Raw genomic sequence first — 17543 nt, forward strand, 5'->3', positions numbered from 1 at the left:
TGCTAAATGATAATTACAGACACACATACCCATTTATATAGCGAAGCTTTTGATGTAGATAGAAAAGAAATGATCCAACGTGCTATAGCAGCAAATGTTAGTCGTTTTTTTATTCCTGCAATCGACTCTACATATACAGAGTCTATGTTGCAATTAGAAGCAGATTTCCCAGATAATGTCCATTTAATGATGGGCTTGCACCCTACACACGTAAAAGAAAACTATAAAGAAGAACTTGCACATGTAGAAGAAATGTTAGCTAAAAGAACATTTGTTGCTATAGGTGAAATTGGTATTGATTTGTATTGGGATAAAACTACTTTAGGTATACAGCAAGACGCTTTTAGGTATCAAATTAAATTAGCAAAAAAATATAAATTACCAATTGTTATACATTGTAGAGATGCATTTCATGAAATCTTTGAAATTTTAGAAGAAGAAAAAGACGATACACTCTTCGGGATTTTTCATTGTTTCACAGGGAATTTAGAACAAGCCCGTCAAGCTATTTCCTATAATATGAAGTTAGGAATAGGAGGTGTGGTTACTTTTAAAAACGGTAAAATAGATCAGTTTTTAAATCAAATAGATATAAAACATATTGTTTTAGAAACCGATTCGCCTTATTTAGCACCAAAACCATTTAGAGGAAAGCGTAATGAAAGTAGCTATATTATAAAGGTGTTAGAAAAACTTTCTGCCATTTATGAAGTTTCTGAAGAAGAAATAGCTAAAATTACAACTCAAAACTCGAAAGAAATATTTAGACAATAACGTATGTCAACTAAAAAACCCAACATATTATTAGTTTACACAGGAGGTACTATCGGGATGATAAAAGATTCTAAAACAGGAGCTTTAAGAGCTTTCGATTTTAATAATTTGTCTAAAAGAATTCCAGAACTTAATTTGTTAGATTGTGTTATTGAAACCATATCTTTTGAAGAGCCTATAGATTCTAGTAATATGAATCTAAAATATTGGACGCAAATAGCAAAGATTATAGAAGAAAATTATAACCCGTTTGATGGATTTGTTGTTTTACATGGTAGTGATACTATGAGTTATACAGCATCAGCCTTAAGTTTTATGTTAGAAAACTTAAGTAAACCAGTGATTTTTACGGGATCACAATTACCCATTGGTGATTTACGTACAGATGCCAAAGAAAATTTAATAACTTCTATTCAAATAGCATCCTTACAAAAAAATAATAAACCAGTTATTCAAGAAGTAGGCTTGTATTTTGAATACAAATTATATAGAGCAAACAGGACTACAAAAATAAATGCAGAACACTTTGAAGCTTTTGCATCGCTAAACTATCCAGATTTAGCAGAATCTGGTGTACACTTAAAAGTAAATAACGAGTATTTATTAAAGCCTAAAAAAGCAACGAAGCTAAAAGTCTTTAAAAAATTTAATGAAAATATTGCACTAGTAAAACTATTCCCTAGTATTTCGAAAACCTTACTAGAATGTATTTTTAATACTCCTCATTTAAAAGGAATCATTATTGAAACATATGGAGCAGGAAATTGTTCGACAGAAAATTGGTTTATAGAATTATTAGAAAACACAATTAAAAAAGGGGTGCATATTATTAATGTAACACAGTGTTCTGGAGGAAGTGTTGCGATGGGGCAATATGAAACTAGTGAAAAGTTAAAAAAAATAGGAGTGATTTCAGGAAAAGACATCACAACAGAAGCAGCTATTTGTAAACTTATGTATTTATTAGGACAAAAAATTATTCCTAAAACATTCAAAATCACCTTCGAAACATCTTTGCGAGGAGAAATGGCTTAAAATTAACCTTCAAAATTTTAGCATCTAAACTTTTTTTTGTTATTTGACCCACCGTAATTAAAGATTAAAAATTACAGAGAGGTGGCCGAGTGGTCGAAGGCGCACGCCTGGAAAGTGTGTATACCTCAAAAGGGTATCGAGGGTTCGAATCCCTTCCTCTCTGCAAATGAGTTTTTATAATTAAATTTAAAACTCTTTTGTAATAATAGAATATAGGAACAATTAATAATATTATTTCCTAGTCTATAACTAGTTTTTTATTTTTTAATTGCAATTTTTTTATATCTTTAACACTTTAACTAATAAAATTAAGATCAAGAACTAATGAAAAGATTATTTTCAATTCTAGCCATAGTATGTTTTATGGCATTCGGAACAGCAAATGCAACAACTAATGCAAGTGCTATTGCAACTACAGTTGTAACAACTCAAGATGATGCAGCAGATGCAGCAACAGTTGAATCAGAAGGATTTCACCAAGAACTTAAAAGACGATTTATAGAAGGTGGACCAGGATTCATGGGAATCGTATTATTATGTTTAATTCTTGGATTAGCAATTGCTATTGAAAGAATTATCTTTTTAAACTTATCAACAACAAACACAAAAAAATTAACTCAAAATGTGGAAGACGCATTACAATCTGGTGGTTTAGAAGCTGCTAAAGAAGTATGTAGAAACACAAAAGGACCTGTTGCATCTATTTTCTACCAAGGATTAGATAGAGCAGATGGCGATTTAGAATCTGCTGAAAAAGCTGTTGTAGCTTATGGTGGTGTACAAATGGGTCAATTAGAGAAAAACGTTTCTTGGATTTCTTTATTTATCGCATTAGCACCAATGTTAGGTTTCATGGGAACAGTAATTGGTATGATTCAAGCATTCGATAGAATTGAAGCAGCTGGAGATATGCAGCCTTCACTTGTTGCAGGTGGTATTAAAGTAGCACTTTTAACAACAGTATTTGGACTTGTTGTTGCAATTATTCTTCAAATTTTTTACAATTATATCATTTCAAAAATTGATAGTATCGTTAATGACATGGAAGATTCTTCTATCAACTTAATGGATATGTTATCTAGATATAAGAAGTAATACTAATAATTCTAATTTTTAAATAATATTATGAATTCACAAAAAATAATTACCATAATAGCAGGAGTAGTTGGTGTAATAGCCATGTTCTTCCTAATTAGAATTATTGGAGTAGGTGATGAAGCTATTAAAGCTGGTGAGTCTGATGGTATCGTAAATACATTTATGTATATAGCGTATATTATATTAGGTTTAATACTAGTTTTGGTTGTACTATTTACATTAAAAAACATTTTCACTAACAAAGATACCTTAAAGAGTACTTTAATGGGAGTTGGTGCATTTTTAATAGTAGGTTTAATTTGTTACTTTTTAGCTACAGGAGTAGAGACACCAATGAAAGAAGGTGAAATACTTTCTGCTGGCGATTCTAAATTAGTAGGAGCTGGATTATACATGTTCTATGCACTTGCTATTATAGCGATAGGAACTATGTTACTATCTGGAATTAAAAAAATGATTAAATAAGATGGCAAAAAGAGCAGCACCAGAAGTAAATGCAGGATCGATGGCTGATATCGCTTTCTTACTCCTTATTTTCTTCTTAGTAACAACAACGATCGAAACAGATTCTGGTTTAAACAGAAAGTTGCCTCCAATGGAGGAGTCTGATGAAGATGTTATTATTAAAGAAAAAAATATTTTTCAGTTAGAAGTTAATAGAAAAAATCAATTATTTCTAAAAACTGGAGGAGAAGAAAAGATAATTGAAATTAAAGATTTACGAGAGTCTGCAGTAACTTTTCTTGATAATGGAGGAGGTACTGGAGATAGTGCTTGTAAATACTGCCAAGGTAAAAAGAACCCAAGGTCGTCTGATAATTTTGATAAAGCTATTATTTCTTTACAAAATGACAGAGCGACGGAGTATGACACATACATAGCAGTACAAAATGAAATTATTGCTGCTTATAATGAGTTAAGAAATAGAGAATTTAAAAGAGCATTTCCTACTTTAGATATGAACTTTGTTGAAGCGGAAAACGCTTATGGTGATGCAAGAACAACGCCAGCAACTAAAGCAAAACTTAAAGAGAAATTAGAGCAAATAAAAACTTTAGTACCTCAAAAATTCTCTGAAGCAGAGCCGAAGTCTAATTAGATAAAAAATTTAAATATGTCTAAATTTAAAAAGAAAAAAGGAGGCGAAATGCCAGCAGTTAATACCGCATCTTTACCAGATATTGTATTCATGCTGTTATTCTTTTTCATGGTGGCTACTGTAATGAGACAAAACACCTTAATGATTGAGAATAAATTACCACAAGCAGATCAAATTGAAAAATTAGATAAAAAGAGTTTGGTAATGTATATTTATGCTGGTAAACCAAGTACCAACTATAAAAGTCAATATGGTAATGAAGCTAGAATTCAGTTAAACGATAAGTTTGCTGATGTTAGTGATATTGCTGCTTTTATAGCTGCTGAAAGAGCTGCCAAAAGAGAGGAAGAAGTTCCTTTTCTTACTACTGCTTTAAAAGTAGATAGTGATGCAAATATGGGATTGGTAACAGATATTAAGCAAGAATTGCGTAAAGTAAACGCATTAAAAATTAATTATACAACTAGAAAAGGTAATGCCTTAGAAGGTTTAAAAAAATAATTATAAATCTTAATTTTATTAAAAGGCGTTTTGAGAAATCATAACGCCTTTTTTATGTAACAAATGAAAAATCTTCTTCTAATTTTTATGTGCTTGTTTAGCTTCTTAAGTTCTTTTTCACAAGAAGAAATACTTGTAGAACAAGAAGTAGATTCTTTATATAAAGAAGATCAATTTTATCTAGGTGTTACCTACAATTTATTAGTGAATAGGCCAGAAGACGTTTCGCAAAGCGGTTTTTCTAGTGGATTTCATTTAGGGTATATAAAAGATATGCCAATAAACCTAAAACGTAATATTGCTATTGGTGTTGGTTTAGGGATTTCTAGCAATTCGTATAATCAAAATATGTTAATAGATAAAATTAGTGATGGTACTTATAGCTATACCGTTTTAGATGACAGTGAAACATCCTACACCAAGAATAAGTTTACTACATATATGATCGAAGCACCTATAGAATTTAGATGGCGAACTTCTACTCCTACAGAGTATAAATTCTGGAGAATTTATACAGGATTCAAATTCGGTTATGTACTTTTTAATTCCTCTAAATTTAATGGCGACACTACCATTAAACATCGAAATATTTCCGACTTTAATAAAATGCAATATGGTTTTACTATAAGCGCAGGTTATAATACTTGGAATATTCATTTTTATTATGCATTAAATTCTGTCTTTAGTAAGGATGCCCAATTAGATAGTGCTGGTTTAGACATGCATGCAATTAAAATAGGCTTAATGCTTTATCTTCTCTAACCTAACTAGTTTAACCAGTAATTTAATAAGGTGAGTTGAGGTAAAAAACCGATACAAAAACCAGCTATCAATTCTACATAATTATGTGCTTTTAAATGTAATCTTGAGGTTGCTATTGCTCCTGTTAGTATTGCCATTAAAGCTAGTGTACCATTAATATTTATTCCAAAGTGTATACTTAGAGCTATATAAAACATAAACACACCAGATATAGCAATCATATGTATGCTTGCCTTGAACTTTAGTACAGCTAAAATGAAGCAAGTGAGATTAGATAGTAAAACACCTATAAAGAAATAATAAAGCTCTAAGACCTCACTAGGAGGAAAAACACGCTTTACTATTAAATATATAATAATACAATTAAGACCTAAAGGTAAAATACGTTCTTTGGCTGTTTTTAAATAAATACTATGTGTTTTACCCAATGTTTTTAGCAAATAATATATGAGTATAGGTAGAATTATTGTTAAAATAGAAATAGAAATAAGTTTTGCCTGTATTATTTCTTTTGGAATAAATCTTGGGGATTTAGAAAAATAAAAAAGTATACCAAGTAAAGGCATGATTAAAGGATGAAAAATAAACGATATGCTTTTTAAAAGGTGATTCATTAAATCTTTTTACGCAAACGAGCAACAGGAATATCTAATTGTTCTCTATACTTTGCAACGGTACGTCTTGCAATTGGGTATCCTTTTTCTTTTAATATTTTTGCTAAAGCTTCGTCTGTTAAAGGTTTTTTCTTGCTTTCTTCTTCAATAACGGTTTCTAATATTTTTTTAATTTCTCTAGTAGAAACTTCTTCACCTTTATCGTTAGTCATCGACTCACTAAAGAACTCTTTTATTAATTTGGTGCCGTAAGGTGTATCTACATATTTACTATTTGCAACACGAGAAACAGTCGAAACATCCATTTCAATTTCGTCTGCAATATCTTTTAAAATCATTGGTTTTAAGTTGCGCTCATCACCAGTTAAAAAATATTCTTTTTGGTAATGCATAATGGAGCTCATGGTAACAAAAAGGGTTTGTTGTCTTTGTTTAATTGCCTCAATAAACCATTTTGCTGCATCTAGTTTTTGTTTGATAAACATAACAGCATCTTTCTGTGATTTGCTCTTTTGTTTGGTGTCTTTATAGCCTTTAAGCATATTGTTGTATTCTCTCGATACATGAAGTTCAGGTGCATTCCTTCCGTTTAAAGTGAGTTCCAATTCGCCATTTACAATTTTTATGGCAAAATCTGGTACAACGTGTTCTACCATTCTATTATTTCCAGCATAGCTTCCGCCTGGTTTCGGGTTTAGGCGTTCAATTTCATGTATGGCATCTTTGAGTTGTAACTCACTAATGTCAAATTTTTGTAATAGTTTTTTGTAGTGTTTTTTTGTAAACTGATCAAAAGCTTTATCAATAATATTTGTTGCTAAAGCAACATCTGGATGTTGCTCTTTTCTATGTAATTGTATTGATAAACATTCTTGTAGATTTCGTGCTCCAACTCCTGCAGGGTCTAATTGGTGTACAATTTTTAGTACTTTTTCTATGTTTTCTTCTGTGGTAAAAACGTTTTGCGTAAAAGCTAAATCGTCCATGATATCTGACAATTCTCTACGTATATAACCACTTTCGTCTACACTACCAACAAGAAATTCTGCTATATCACGTTCTTCATCATTGAGTCTATATGTATTTAATTGGTTTACTAAATGTTGTGTAAACGAAGTGCCTGCTGCATACGGCATGGTCTTTTCTTCATCGTCTGCACTATAGTTATTTACTTGAGTTCTGTAATCTGGTACTTCGTCATCGCTTAAATATTCATCTACATTAATTTCTCCAGCATCAATGATTTCGTTGTCGTCATACTCATCTTTGGTATTATCTAGATCGTCATCAAATTCGTTTTCATTTTCTTCTTTGCCACCTTCAAGAGCTGGGTTTTCTTCTAGTTCTTGCTTTAAACGCTGTTCAAATGCTTGTGTTGGCAACTGAATCAATTTCATTAATTGAATTTGTTGAGGCGACAATTTTTGCGATAATTTGAACTGTAAATATTGTTTAAGCATTGTTGTATTTTGATTATACCAATTAGGTTTTAAAAATAGTAGTAGAGATAAAAATAAAAAAAACAATCTAGATAATTGGATAACTAGATTGTTTTATGAAAATATTTTTGATTACTTTTTTTAAAATTCTGCGTTTTGTGGAGTTCTTGGGTAAGGTATTACGTCGCGAATGTTTGTCATTCCTGTTGCAAACATTACTAGACGCTCAAAACCTAAGCCAAATCCTGAGTGTACTGCTGTACCATATTTACGTAAATCTAAATACCACCAAAGTTCTTCTTCTGGTATATCTAAAGCAGCCATTTTTTCTTTTAAAACATCTAAGCGTTCTTCACGTTGACTTCCTCCAACCATTTCTCCAATTCCTGGAAAAAGAATATCCATAGCGCGAACTGTCTTTCCATCTTCATTTAAACGCATATAAAATGCTTTAATATTTGCAGGATAATCAAATAAGATTACTGGGCATTTAAAGTGTTTTTCAACTAAAAAACGTTCGTGCTCACTTTGTAAATCTGCTCCCCACTCTTCAATAATATAATTAAATTTTTTCTTTTTGTTTGGTTTCGAGTTTCTTAAAATTTCAATTGCTTCGGTATAACTTACACGTTTAAAGTTATTGTCTACAACGAATTTTAATTTTTCAATTAAACTCATTTCACTACGTTGGGCCTGAGGTTTTGTTTTTTCTTCATCTAAAAGACGATTTTCTAAAAATTCTAAATCCTCTTTATTGTTTTCTAAAATATAATTTATAACCGATTTCATAAAGTCTTCGGCTAAATCCATATTTCCTGCTAAATCCATAAAAGCAACCTCTGGTTCTATCATCCAAAACTCAGATAAATGACGCGAAGTATTTGAGTTTTCAGCTCTAAAAGTAGGCCCAAAAGTATATACTTTACCAAGTGACATGGCGTACGTTTCTGCTTCTAATTGACCAGAAACGGTTAAGTTTGTTTCTTTGCCAAAAAAATCTTCTTTAAAATCTACTTTGCCTTCTTGGTTTACTGGAGGGTTTTTAGCATCTAAATTTGTTACTCTAAACATTTCTCCAGCTCCTTCTGCATCACTTCCTGTAATAATTGGCGTATGCATGTTGTAAAAACCATTTTCGGTAAAATATTTATGCACGGCAAACGATAAATTAGAACGTAAACGCATTACAGCACTAAAAGTGTTCGTACGTGTACGTAAATGTGCATTTTCTCTTAAAAATTCGAAGGAATGTTTCTTTGGTTGAATAGGATAGTTTTCAGGGTCTGAGTCTCCAAGAATTTCGATGCTTGTTACAACAATTTCTACTTTTTGACCTTTACCTTGACTTTCTACTAATTCTCCTTTTATATGAACAGCAGCTCCTGTTGTTATACGTTTAAGTGTTTCTTCACTTGTGTTTTCAAAATCTACTACACATTGTATATTGTTAATTGTAGAGCCATCATTTAAGGCAATAAAACGTTTAGCTCTAAAAGTTCTTACCCAACCTTTTATTTCTATTTCTAGACCAAATTGGTCTTTTGCTAATAATTGTGAAACGGTATTCGTGTTCATTGTATTTTATTTTGAATGCAAATATAATTTATTGTTGTGTTTTTTCTTCGGAAACCTCTAGATTTTCATCTTCATCGTTTTCTTCAGGAATAATATTTATTGCTGGTTTTCTTAAAACCTCCTTATTCGCTATACTTCTTTCTAATGATAGTAATAAAGAAGGTAAAAGTAATAGGTTAGAAAGCATTGCAAATAATAATGTGGCAGATACTAATGCGCCTAAGGCTACAGTTCCACCAAAACTAGAAAAAGTAAACACTAAAAAGCCAAAGAATAATACGATAGAGGTGTAAAACATACTCACGCCTGTTTCGCGTAAAGCGGCATATACCGATTTTTTAATTTTCCAGTGATTGGCAATTAATTCTTGTCGGTATTTTGCTAAAAAGTGAATCGTGTCATCTACCGAAATTCCAAAAGCAATACTAAATACTAAAATAGTAGATGGCTTAATTGGTACACCTAAATAGCCCATTAATCCAGCTGTAATTAGTAAAGGTAAAAGGTTTGGTATTAAAGAAACAATTATCATTCTAAATGATCGAAACATATATGCCATAAATAATGCAATTAATAAAATGGCTAGCGATAATGAAATGGCTAAGTTTTTTACTAAATATTTTGTTCCTTTTTGAAAAACTAAAGCTTTTCCTGTCATAGTAACATTAAAATTTTCTTTAGGAAAAACTTTATTTATTTTAGTTTGAAGGTTTTCTTCAATACGTTCCATTTTGTCGGTACCAATATCCTTCATAAAGGTTGTTATACGAGCATATTGTCCTGTACTATCTACAAAGTTTTTAAGTAAGTCAACATCTGAAGAAGAGTTTTTTGCATAAGACATGATAAAACTGTTTTCTTGACTAGTTGGTAATTGGTAGTACTTAGGATTGCCATTATAGTAGGCTTGTTTAGAGTATTTAACTAAGCTAACTACAGATATTGGTTTAGAGAGTTCTGGTGTTTCTAGAATTTCTTCTTCTAGTTTGTCCATACGTTTTAAAGTAGAAAGTTTCATAACTCCTTTTTTACGTTTGGTGTCTACTAATACTTCTAAAGGCATAATGCCATTAAACTCTTTTTCAAAGAAACGAATATCTTGAAAGAAGCCTGATTTTTTAGACATGTCTTCTATTAAACTTCCAGATATTTTGATTTGAAAAATCCCTATTAAACTAAGCGTTAAAAGCACTACAGATGTAATATATATAGCAATTCTTCTTTGTTTTACCATACATTCCATCCAATTTACAAAACCACCAATCCATTTTTTATTTAGGTGTTCTAAATGTCTGTCTTTTGGGTAGGGAAGAAAGGTGTAAATAATTGGTATGATTAATAAACATAATATAAAAATAGATATTATACTTAAAGAAGCAACAATACCAAACTCTTTTAAAAGCTGACTCTCTGTTAAAATAAAAGTGGCAAAACCAGAAGCAGTGGTAACATTAGTCATTAATGTAGCATTACCTACTTTGGTAATGACACGCTGTAAAGATCTTACTTTATTACCATGTAATTTTACTTCAGTTTGGTATTTATTAATTAAGAAAATACAATTAGGTATTCCTATTACTATAATTAATGGAGGAATAAGAGCAGTTAAAACAGTGATTTCATATTTGAGTAAACCAATAATACCAAAGGTCCACATAACACCAAAGCAAACTACAATAAGCGATATAAAAGTTGCTCTAAAAGAACGGAAAAACAAAAAGAAGATAAGCGAAGTGACAATTAAGGCTAATGCAATAAATTGTCCTATTTCATCTACAATATTTTGTGCGTTTAATGTTCTAATATAAGGCATTCCAGAAACTCTAACATCTAGATTGGTTTGCGTTTCAAAAGCTACAATTTTTGGAATTAGATTATCAAAAACAAAGTCTTTTCTAGCAGCAGTATTTACAATTTCTTTGTTCATGTAAATTGCTGTACGAACCGTTTTAGTGTCTTTGTTGAATAAAAAATTATCGTAAAAAGGATATTTTTTAAATAGCTCATCTTGTAAAGCGTCTATTTGTGCTACAGAAGTAATAGAGTCTTTTATGAAAGGCTCTAGTGCAAATTTTTCGTTTTGAGTATCTTTTATTAGCTTTTGAAGATCACTAATGGAAACTACAGTTTCTATTTCGTCTATATTTTTAAAGCTTTCAGACAGTTTGTTCCAAGCATTTAATTTTTCGACAGTAAAAAGTGTCGTGTCTTTTACGCCCAAAACAATTAGATTTCCTTCTTCACCAAAAATATCAAGAAAGTTATTATACTCTAAATTTACTTCGTGATCATCTGGTAATAAATTGGCTTCGGTATACGTAAAACGCATATATTTCCATTGTGTAGCAAGTAACCCTGTGGCTATTAAAATACCAAGTATTATAGCGATTTTATTACGAAGTATTAGTCTTGCAACAACGTCCCAAAAACTTTTTGTGAATAGTTTGAACATAGTATAATTAAAAAAAATCCATTTAATTATATAAAAAGGCTATAGATTTAGGCAAAATTACGTAGTTAAATTGGAGTGGCAAAGGTATGGAAAAGGGATGTATTACAAAGGTTAAAAATGTTATAAAGTAACGTTAAAAGTAAATTTTAATGCCATATTATCTTCTAGCTTAGGTAAATGATAAGCTCCATATCTGTAGGTAAAACTTAAACCGAAACCAAAAAACAACTTGTTAATTTCTAATCCAGATTCTGTGAAGCCTTTTTCGAGTGTATTAAAAGTGATTTGTTGGTGTCTATTTATATTGCTCATATTACCAATTGCAAACCTAGATATAAATACTAATTCTGGTTTAAAACGCTTACTTATTTTAAAAGGACTTAAATGGTGTTTAAATTGGAAGGTGCTAATTCTGTCAGAAAAAAATTCGTTAAAAAACATCGTTTCAAAACTAGTAACTCCCGCAACAGAAAAACGCTGCATAATGGTTTCTTTTGTTATATTATTAGGATATGCATGATACATATGTGTTAAAGGAGTTTCTCCACTTGCTAAGCCAGCTGTAATTGTTAATAATGAAAAAGCGTTGTTTGCATATTCTTTTTTAAAAATGGTTCTTAAGTCTAATTTTGAGAAATTAAAATCGCTTTTAAAAACATCGCTAAAACTTTTAGTGTACTGTAATGTGAATTTTGGATAGCCTTCTTTTATTATTTTAAACTTATTATCTACTGTTTCAAAAGAACTAAAAGGACTCCATTGTAATGCTGTTTTAGAAGTGCTTAAGTGTATTTCATTATAGATTTTATTATTAACAACAAAATCGTAAGCATAGGTAGTATTTATATTACTAGTCGCAAATTCTGTTTCGCCAATTAAATTTGGTGTTAGTTGACGCTCTATAGATATCGTTTTGGTTATATGTTTATGAAACAAATTAATGTTTAATAGTCTTGGCTCAAAAAGTTGAAAAAATCGACTGTCTGTTAAAAAAGTAGAGCTCCCAGTTTCGTTTAAATCATCGGTATAAGAAAAATTAAGCCAGGTATTCGTTTTTTCATCTAGTTTAACTCCTGAGCCAAAACTGTATTTAAAAGCATGGTCTCTAAAACCATAAACGGCATATGTGTTGAATCTTATTTTTTCTGAAAATGCATTATTAGTTTGCCCACCAAGCCCATTTCTAGATCCTTCGTATTGATTGTATTTAACAAGATATCTTAAATCTATATCAAAATATTTTGTTGGAAAGTAACCATTGCCTAGTTGTTGAATAAAAGCTTTTCTTTTTAAAGAATCTTTTTTTACAACTTTAGTGGAATCTTTACTTATTGGCGTTTGTGCTTTACTAAAAAAGAAGGATAAACAAAGTAAAATAGTAAAACAGGATTTTTTCATTAATTTAATAATGAAGCATTAATAGAAGTTGCTAACACTTCTTTAATATTTGTTCTATAGCCTAATTCTTTATGAACAATTTCTCCTTTTTTATTAATAACAATACTTGTAGGGTAACTATTAACACCATACATTTTAATTATATCATTAGCGTCTGCTAAAATATTATATTGAAAAGGGTTGCTTTCTAAAAATGCATTTACAACCGATTTTTTATTAAAAGTAAGCGCTAAGAATACCACGTTTTTATTCTTAAAATTGGCGGCTAATGTATTTAGTTGTGGCATTTCTGTTATACATGGTCCACACTTTGTAAACCAAAAATTAAGGACTACTACTTTGCCTTTTAAGTTGGATAATTTGTAATTTTTTCCTTTTAAATCTTTTGCAATAAAATCTATAGCCTTTTCGCCAGGAGTAAAAGCAGCTTCTATATTTTGTTCTATTAAAATAGGTTGATTACTTTTTTTAACAAACACTAAGCTTTTTACTTTTCCTTTATCATTAGCAAAAAAAACGGGTTTATAATCTGTGTTTGTCATTAAAGACAAGCTCTCCATTGTTAGTAGTTTTCCTTGTTCATTAAACAGCAACACATCTGGTGTAATATTAATTTGTGTGCTTGCCATTTGCGTTTCATTAAGTGGATATTGATTGCTAGGAATAAACGGGTATTTATTTTGGGCAATACCAAATGTGCATTGTAATAAACAAACTAGTAAAAAAAGGCATCCTGTTTTTTTCATAATTAAATAAACGAAAAATATGTGTTATTGGTATAAAAAAAGCGACAAGTAAGTCGCTTATTAATTATACGGTCATGATTTCTTTTTCTTTAACAGCAAATAATTCATCAATTTTTTTGATATAGTTATCTGTTAAGCCTTGAACATCTTGTTCTGCATTTTTTTGAAGATCCTCAGAGATGCCATCTATTTTTTTAATGTCATTATTTGCTTCTTTTCTAGCGTTTCTAATCCCAACTTTTCCGTCTTCTGCTTCTGCTTTAGCTTGTTTTGCTAGATCACGTCTGCGTTCTTCGGTTAAAGGTGGTACATTTATAATAATTGTTTCTCCATTATTCATTGGGTTAAAACCAAGGTTTGCATAGGCAATACCGCGTTCAATTTCCTGAAGCATATTTTTTTCCCAAGGTTGTACTGTAATGGTTCTTCCATCTGGAGTATTCACATTGGCAACTTGACTTAATGGTGTTTGCGATCCATAATAATCTACCATAACACTACCAAGCATTGCTGGGCTAGCTTTACCAGCTCTAATGTTTGTAAATTGTTTTTCTAGATGCTTTATGGCATTTGTCATTGCCTCCTTTGTTCCGTCTATTATAAATTGAATGTCTTCGTTCATTTTTTAAAAATTTAATATACTCGTTTGTTTTCAAAAACTAAGCCAAAGTTTAGATTCCGTTTTAAGGAATAAAAATTTTGGATTGCACTAAGTTAAATACTTGTAGTGAGAGTTACAAGTTTACTTTGGTACCAATTTTTTCTCCGGTAACTACTTTTAATAAGTTTCCTTTCTTATTCATATCAAAAACAATAATTGGCAATTCGTTTTCTTGACTTAGTGTAAAAGCTGTGGTGTCCATTACTTTAAGACCTTTACGTAAAACATCATCGAAAGTAATATGATCAAACTTTATTGCTGTGCTATCTTTTTCTGGATCTGCATTGTAGATGCCATCTACACGAGTTCCTTTTAAAATAACATCGGCTTCAATTTCAATAGCACGTAAAACTGCTGCAGAATCTGTTGTGAAATATGGGTTTCCTGTTCCTCCTCCAAAAATAACAACACGCCCTTTACGTAAATGACTCATTGCTTTTCTACGAATAAAAGGTTCTGCTACTTCGTTAATTTTTATGGCAGTTTGCAAACGAGTTTTAACTTCGTGATCTTCTAATGCATTTTGTAATGCTAAACCGTTAATAACAGTTGCTAGCATTCCCATGTGGTCTCCTTGCACACGATCCATACCGTTCATGGCTCCTGCAACACCTCTAAAAATGTTTCCACCACCAATTACAATGGCTACTTCTACGCCTAGTTCAGTGATTTCTTTAATGTCTTTGGCATATTCTGCTAAACGTTCTGGGTCTATACCATATTGGCGATTTCCCATTAATGCTTCTCCAGATAATTTTAAAAGAATTCTTTTGTATTTCATTTTTTGTTTAGCTTTTATACAGATTTCTGCTTATGCAGGAATTTAGGGTTTAGCAAATATAATGAATATCTTTTTTTAGAATTAAAGAATTTTACAAATAAAAAAAACCACTAGTTCTTTTAAAAAGAATAGTGGTTTTTATGAATTATTTTGTCAGAGACCTTTCGACTGTGCTCCAGGTGACAAAATGGAATTTATTATCCTAAAGATACACGTTTAAAAGCAGTAACAGTAAGATTATTAGCTGCTACGTAATCTGCAACGGTTTGTTTTTCATCTTTAATAAACTTTTGATCTAATAAACATTGTTCTTGATCTAAAGTAGTATTATCGCTAATAAAACGCTCCATTTTACCTGGTAAAATATTTCCCCAGATTTTTTCTGGTTTCCCTTCTGCAGCTAATTGTGCTTTAGCATCTTCTTCAGCTTGCGCTAAAACTTCAGGTGTTAATTGTGCCATTGAAATAAATTGAGGTACATTTTTAAGTGTTTTACCTAAACGACCTAATTCGATATTATCTTTTTCAATAACAGCAATTCTTGCTTCTGTTTCACTTGCTACAAATGCAGGGTCAAAATCTTTGTAAGATAATGAAGTTGCTCCCATAGAAGCTACTTGCATTGCTACGTCTTTTGCAACTGCTTCTGCTTTGTCTGTTTTTTCAGATAAACCAACTAAAGCGCCAATTTTATTAATGTGTACGTATGTGCCAACATAAGGTGCTTCTAGTTTTTCGAAAGCGTTGATTTCTAATTTCTCACCAACAACACCCGTTTGTTCTACTAATTTTTCGGCAACTGTCATTCCTCCAAAGTCTGCAGCTAAAAAATCTTCTTTGTTATCAAAGTTGATTGCTATATCTGCAAATTGGTTTGCTAAAGTTAAAAAAGATTCGTTTTTACCAACAAAATCCGTTTCACATCCTAATACGATAGTAACACCAACAGTGTTATCTGCATTAATTTTTGAAACTGCTGCACCTTCGCTTGAATCACGATCTGCTCTTTTTGCTGCTACTTTTTGTCCTTTTTTACGTAATACTTCAATTGCTTTATCAAAATCACCTTCAGCCTCTACTAAAGCTTTTTTGCAATCCATCATACCAGCTCCTGTAGCTTGTCTTAATTTGTTTACTTCTGCTGCTGTTATTTTTACCATAGCTTCCATATATTTTTAATTTAAAAAAGTCGTACCATCAAATTTCTAAAAAGAAAAAGAACGAAACGACTTTTTTATGTTGTGTTAATGTTATTTTATTCTTCCTCTTCTTTTGCTACTTCTGCTACTTCAGCTTTTTTTGCTGGAGCTGCTTTCTTTTCTGCTTTTGGAGCATCTTTTTCAGCTTTACGCTCTGCTAAACCACCAGCAATTGCATTAGTAACGTGCGTTAAAATCTTGTCAATTGATTTTGAAGCATCATCATTTGCAGGTATCACGTAATCTACTTGACGTGGATCAGAGTTAGTATCTACCATTGCAAAGATTGGAATGTTTAATTTTTGTGCTTCTTTAATTGCAATATGCTCACGCTTAATATCTACAACAAATAAAGCTCCTGGTAAACGAGTCATGTCGCTAATAGAACCTAAGTTTTTTTCTAACTTAGCTCTTAAACGATCTACTTGTAATCTTTCTTTTTTAGAAAGTGTCATGAATGTTCCATCTTTCTTCATTCTATCAATAGTAGCCATTTTTTTAACCGCTTTTCTAATAGTAACAAAGTTTGTTAACATTCCTCCAGGCCAACGTTCAGTAATGTAAGGCATATTAACTGCTCCTGCTTTTTCTGATACGATGTCTTTTGCTTGCTTTTTTGTAGCAACAAATAAAATTTTACGTCCGGATGCTGCAATTTTAGCAAGTGCTGCTCCAGCTTCGTCAATCTTAGCTGCTGTTTTATAAAGGTTGATTATATGAATGCCATTACGCTCCATATATACGTAAGGGGCCATGTTTGGGTCCCACTTACGAGTAAGGTGTCCAAAGTGTACACCTGCTTCAAGTAATTCTTTTACTTCTACTGCCATTTTGTAATAGTTTACGTTCTGTTGAATTAGCAATAATTAAGTGGTCATTTAATAAAATTCGCCTTAATCATTTAGATGCTAAACTAAATCCTGCTTGCGCTAGGACAACAATAACTGTTTTATTTTTTTGTTTGTTTTCAACAATATGGAAAAGACTTTTGAAAGCATTCCAATATTGTTGAAGGATAATATTAACGTTTTGAGAATTGGAATTTCTTACGCGCTTTCTTCTGACCGAATTTCTTACGCTCTACCATTCTTGGATCTCTTGTTAATAAACCTTCTGGTTTAAGAATTAATCTGTTCTCTGGATCTAATTCGCACATAGCGCGAGATAAACCTAAACGGATTGCTTCTGCTTGACCTGTAATACCACCTCCATATACATTTACTGTAATATCAAAGTTGCCATCATTGTTAGTCATAACTAAAGGTTGATTTACTTTATACTGTAAAGTTCCAGTAGAAAAGTAATCTGTCATGTCTTTTTTATTTACTGTTATCTTACCAGTTCCTGTAGCAAGATATACACGTGCAACAGCCGTTTTTCTACGACCAATTTTGTGAATTACATCCATG

The 17543-nt window shown here is 31.2% G+C and carries 18 protein-coding genes and 1 tRNA gene; 8 read left to right on the forward strand and 11 right to left on the reverse strand.

The features are described 5' to 3' along the window. The first annotated feature begins 6 nt into the window (after window positions 1-6). The 8 genes from ACVC3Y_RS08100 (at window position 7) to ACVC3Y_RS08135 (ending at window position 5269) form a co-directional block, all read left to right on the forward strand. On the forward strand, window positions 7-774 hold the full coding sequence (locus tag ACVC3Y_RS08100) for a TatD family hydrolase (RefSeq protein WP_452226595.1): 768 nt from the start codon (window positions 7-9) through the stop codon (window positions 772-774). Between the two features lie 3 nt (window positions 775-777). Beyond that, the gene (locus ACVC3Y_RS08105) at window positions 778-1809 is read left to right on the forward strand and encodes an asparaginase (RefSeq protein WP_452226596.1); all 1032 of its coding nucleotides are present in this window, start codon (window positions 778-780) and stop codon (window positions 1807-1809) included. Between the two features lie 75 nt (window positions 1810-1884). After that, window positions 1885-1972 (forward strand) — tRNA-Ser (locus ACVC3Y_RS08110). 161 nt (window positions 1973-2133) lie between these two features. Beyond that, window positions 2134-2904 carry a MotA/TolQ/ExbB proton channel family protein gene (locus tag ACVC3Y_RS08115; RefSeq protein WP_303422852.1) on the forward strand — a complete coding sequence of 257 codons (771 nt, stop codon included), beginning with the start codon at window positions 2134-2136 and terminating at the stop codon, window positions 2902-2904. A gap of 30 nt (window positions 2905-2934) precedes the next feature. After that, the gene (locus ACVC3Y_RS08120; protein ID WP_303422850.1) at window positions 2935-3372 is read left to right on the forward strand and encodes a hypothetical protein; all 438 of its coding nucleotides are present in this window, start codon (window positions 2935-2937) and stop codon (window positions 3370-3372) included. 1 nt (window position 3373) lies between these two features. Beyond that, a complete protein-coding gene (locus tag ACVC3Y_RS08125) occupies window positions 3374-4006 on the forward strand; it encodes an ExbD/TolR family protein (RefSeq protein ID WP_303422848.1) in 633 nt (210 codons plus the stop codon). A gap of 15 nt (window positions 4007-4021) precedes the next feature. Continuing rightward, window positions 4022-4507, forward strand: a complete 486-nt coding sequence (locus ACVC3Y_RS08130) for an ExbD/TolR family protein (RefSeq protein WP_303422845.1) — start codon at window positions 4022-4024, stop codon at window positions 4505-4507. Between the two features lie 63 nt (window positions 4508-4570). Further along, on the forward strand, window positions 4571-5269 hold the full coding sequence (locus ACVC3Y_RS08135) for a porin family protein (RefSeq protein ID WP_303422842.1): 699 nt from the start codon (window positions 4571-4573) through the stop codon (window positions 5267-5269). A gap of 5 nt (window positions 5270-5274) precedes the next feature. Here ACVC3Y_RS08135 and ACVC3Y_RS08140 read toward each other — a convergent pair whose 3' ends face one another. The 11 genes from ACVC3Y_RS08140 to rpsI form a co-directional block, all read right to left on the reverse strand. Then, window positions 5275-5883: a hypothetical protein gene (locus tag ACVC3Y_RS08140; RefSeq protein WP_452226597.1), complete on the reverse strand. Its 609-nt coding sequence runs from the start codon at window positions 5881-5883 to the stop codon at window positions 5275-5277. Then, window positions 5883-7343, reverse strand: coding sequence for an RNA polymerase factor sigma-54 (rpoN, locus tag ACVC3Y_RS08145; protein WP_303422835.1), 1461 nt, complete (start codon window positions 7341-7343; stop codon window positions 5883-5885). Before rpoN ends, ACVC3Y_RS08140 begins: the two co-directional genes overlap by 1 nt. Window positions 7344-7463: 120 nt before the next feature. Then, the gene (gene asnS / locus ACVC3Y_RS08150; protein ID WP_452226598.1) at window positions 7464-8897 is read right to left on the reverse strand and encodes an asparagine--tRNA ligase; all 1434 of its coding nucleotides are present in this window, start codon (window positions 8895-8897) and stop codon (window positions 7464-7466) included. 28 nt (window positions 8898-8925) lie between these two features. Continuing rightward, window positions 8926-11349 (reverse strand): efflux RND transporter permease subunit, encoded by a 2424-nt coding sequence (locus ACVC3Y_RS08155; protein ID WP_452226599.1) that lies wholly within the window; start codon window positions 11347-11349, stop codon window positions 8926-8928. Between the two features lie 120 nt (window positions 11350-11469). Beyond that, window positions 11470-12747 carry a hypothetical protein gene (locus tag ACVC3Y_RS08160; protein ID WP_303422827.1) on the reverse strand — a complete coding sequence of 426 codons (1278 nt, stop codon included), beginning with the start codon at window positions 12745-12747 and terminating at the stop codon, window positions 11470-11472. Beyond that, entirely contained in the window at window positions 12747-13493 is a 747-nt protein-coding gene (locus ACVC3Y_RS08165; RefSeq protein ID WP_303422824.1) for a peroxiredoxin family protein, read from the reverse strand. The genes ACVC3Y_RS08160 and ACVC3Y_RS08165 overlap by 1 nt, the downstream gene beginning before the upstream one ends. Window positions 13494-13557: 64 nt before the next feature. Continuing rightward, window positions 13558-14115, reverse strand: coding sequence for a ribosome recycling factor (frr, locus tag ACVC3Y_RS08170; RefSeq protein WP_303422821.1), 558 nt, complete (start codon window positions 14113-14115; stop codon window positions 13558-13560). Window positions 14116-14227: 112 nt separating this feature from the next. Then, window positions 14228-14935 carry a UMP kinase gene (pyrH, locus tag ACVC3Y_RS08175; RefSeq protein ID WP_303422818.1) on the reverse strand — a complete coding sequence of 236 codons (708 nt, stop codon included), beginning with the start codon at window positions 14933-14935 and terminating at the stop codon, window positions 14228-14230. Window positions 14936-15132: 197 nt separating this feature from the next. Further along, complete coding sequence (gene tsf, locus ACVC3Y_RS08180; RefSeq protein WP_407941802.1) at window positions 15133-16095, reverse strand: translation elongation factor Ts; 963 nt, start codon at window positions 16093-16095, stop codon at window positions 15133-15135. Between the two features lie 95 nt (window positions 16096-16190). Beyond that, on the reverse strand, window positions 16191-16964 hold the full coding sequence (gene rpsB, locus ACVC3Y_RS08185; RefSeq protein ID WP_303422813.1) for a 30S ribosomal protein S2: 774 nt from the start codon (window positions 16962-16964) through the stop codon (window positions 16191-16193). A gap of 191 nt (window positions 16965-17155) precedes the next feature. Then, entirely contained in the window at window positions 17156-17542 is a 387-nt protein-coding gene (rpsI, locus tag ACVC3Y_RS08190) for a 30S ribosomal protein S9 (protein ID WP_303422811.1), read from the reverse strand. Window position 17543 lies beyond the last annotated feature (1 nt).

The organism is Lacinutrix cladophorae, from assembly GCF_053604645.1.

Bases quoted from the DNA above. Each gene is read 5' to 3' on its own strand.
- rpsI (WP_303422811.1), bottom strand. From the start codon at position 17,542: ATGGATGTAATTCACAAAATTGGTCGTAGAAAAACGGCTGTTGCACGT.
- ACVC3Y_RS08125 (WP_303422848.1), top strand. From the start codon at position 3,374: ATGGCAAAAAGAGCAGCACCAGAAGTAAATGCAGGATCGATGGCTGAT.
- ACVC3Y_RS08140 (WP_452226597.1), bottom strand. From the start codon at position 5,883: ATGAATCACCTTTTAAAAAGCATATCGTTTATTTTTCATCCTTTAATC.
- ACVC3Y_RS08160 (WP_303422827.1), bottom strand. From the start codon at position 12,747: ATGAAAAAATCCTGTTTTACTATTTTACTTTGTTTATCCTTCTTTTTT.
- ACVC3Y_RS08105 (WP_452226596.1), top strand. From the start codon at position 778: ATGTCAACTAAAAAACCCAACATATTATTAGTTTACACAGGAGGTACT.
- rpsB (WP_303422813.1), bottom strand. From the start codon at position 16,964: ATGGCAGTAGAAGTAAAAGAATTACTTGAAGCAGGTGTACACTTTGGA.
- ACVC3Y_RS08155 (WP_452226599.1), bottom strand. From the start codon at position 11,349: ATGTTCAAACTATTCACAAAAAGTTTTTGGGACGTTGTTGCAAGACTA.
- frr (WP_303422821.1), bottom strand. From the start codon at position 14,115: ATGAACGAAGACATTCAATTTATAATAGACGGAACAAAGGAGGCAATG.
- rpoN (WP_303422835.1), bottom strand. From the start codon at position 7,343: ATGCTTAAACAATATTTACAGTTCAAATTATCGCAAAAATTGTCGCCT.
- tsf (WP_407941802.1), bottom strand. From the start codon at position 16,095: ATGGTAAAAATAACAGCAGCAGAAGTAAACAAATTAAGACAAGCTACA.
- ACVC3Y_RS08100 (WP_452226595.1), top strand. From the start codon at position 7: ATGATAATTACAGACACACATACCCATTTATATAGCGAAGCTTTTGAT.
- pyrH (WP_303422818.1), bottom strand. From the start codon at position 14,935: ATGAAATACAAAAGAATTCTTTTAAAATTATCTGGAGAAGCATTAATG.
- ACVC3Y_RS08130 (WP_303422845.1), top strand. From the start codon at position 4,022: ATGTCTAAATTTAAAAAGAAAAAAGGAGGCGAAATGCCAGCAGTTAAT.
- ACVC3Y_RS08165 (WP_303422824.1), bottom strand. From the start codon at position 13,493: ATGAAAAAAACAGGATGCCTTTTTTTACTAGTTTGTTTATTACAATGC.
- ACVC3Y_RS08120 (WP_303422850.1), top strand. From the start codon at position 2,935: ATGAATTCACAAAAAATAATTACCATAATAGCAGGAGTAGTTGGTGTA.
- ACVC3Y_RS08115 (WP_303422852.1), top strand. From the start codon at position 2,134: ATGAAAAGATTATTTTCAATTCTAGCCATAGTATGTTTTATGGCATTC.
- asnS (WP_452226598.1), bottom strand. From the start codon at position 8,897: ATGAACACGAATACCGTTTCACAATTATTAGCAAAAGACCAATTTGGT.
- ACVC3Y_RS08135 (WP_303422842.1), top strand. From the start codon at position 4,571: ATGAAAAATCTTCTTCTAATTTTTATGTGCTTGTTTAGCTTCTTAAGT.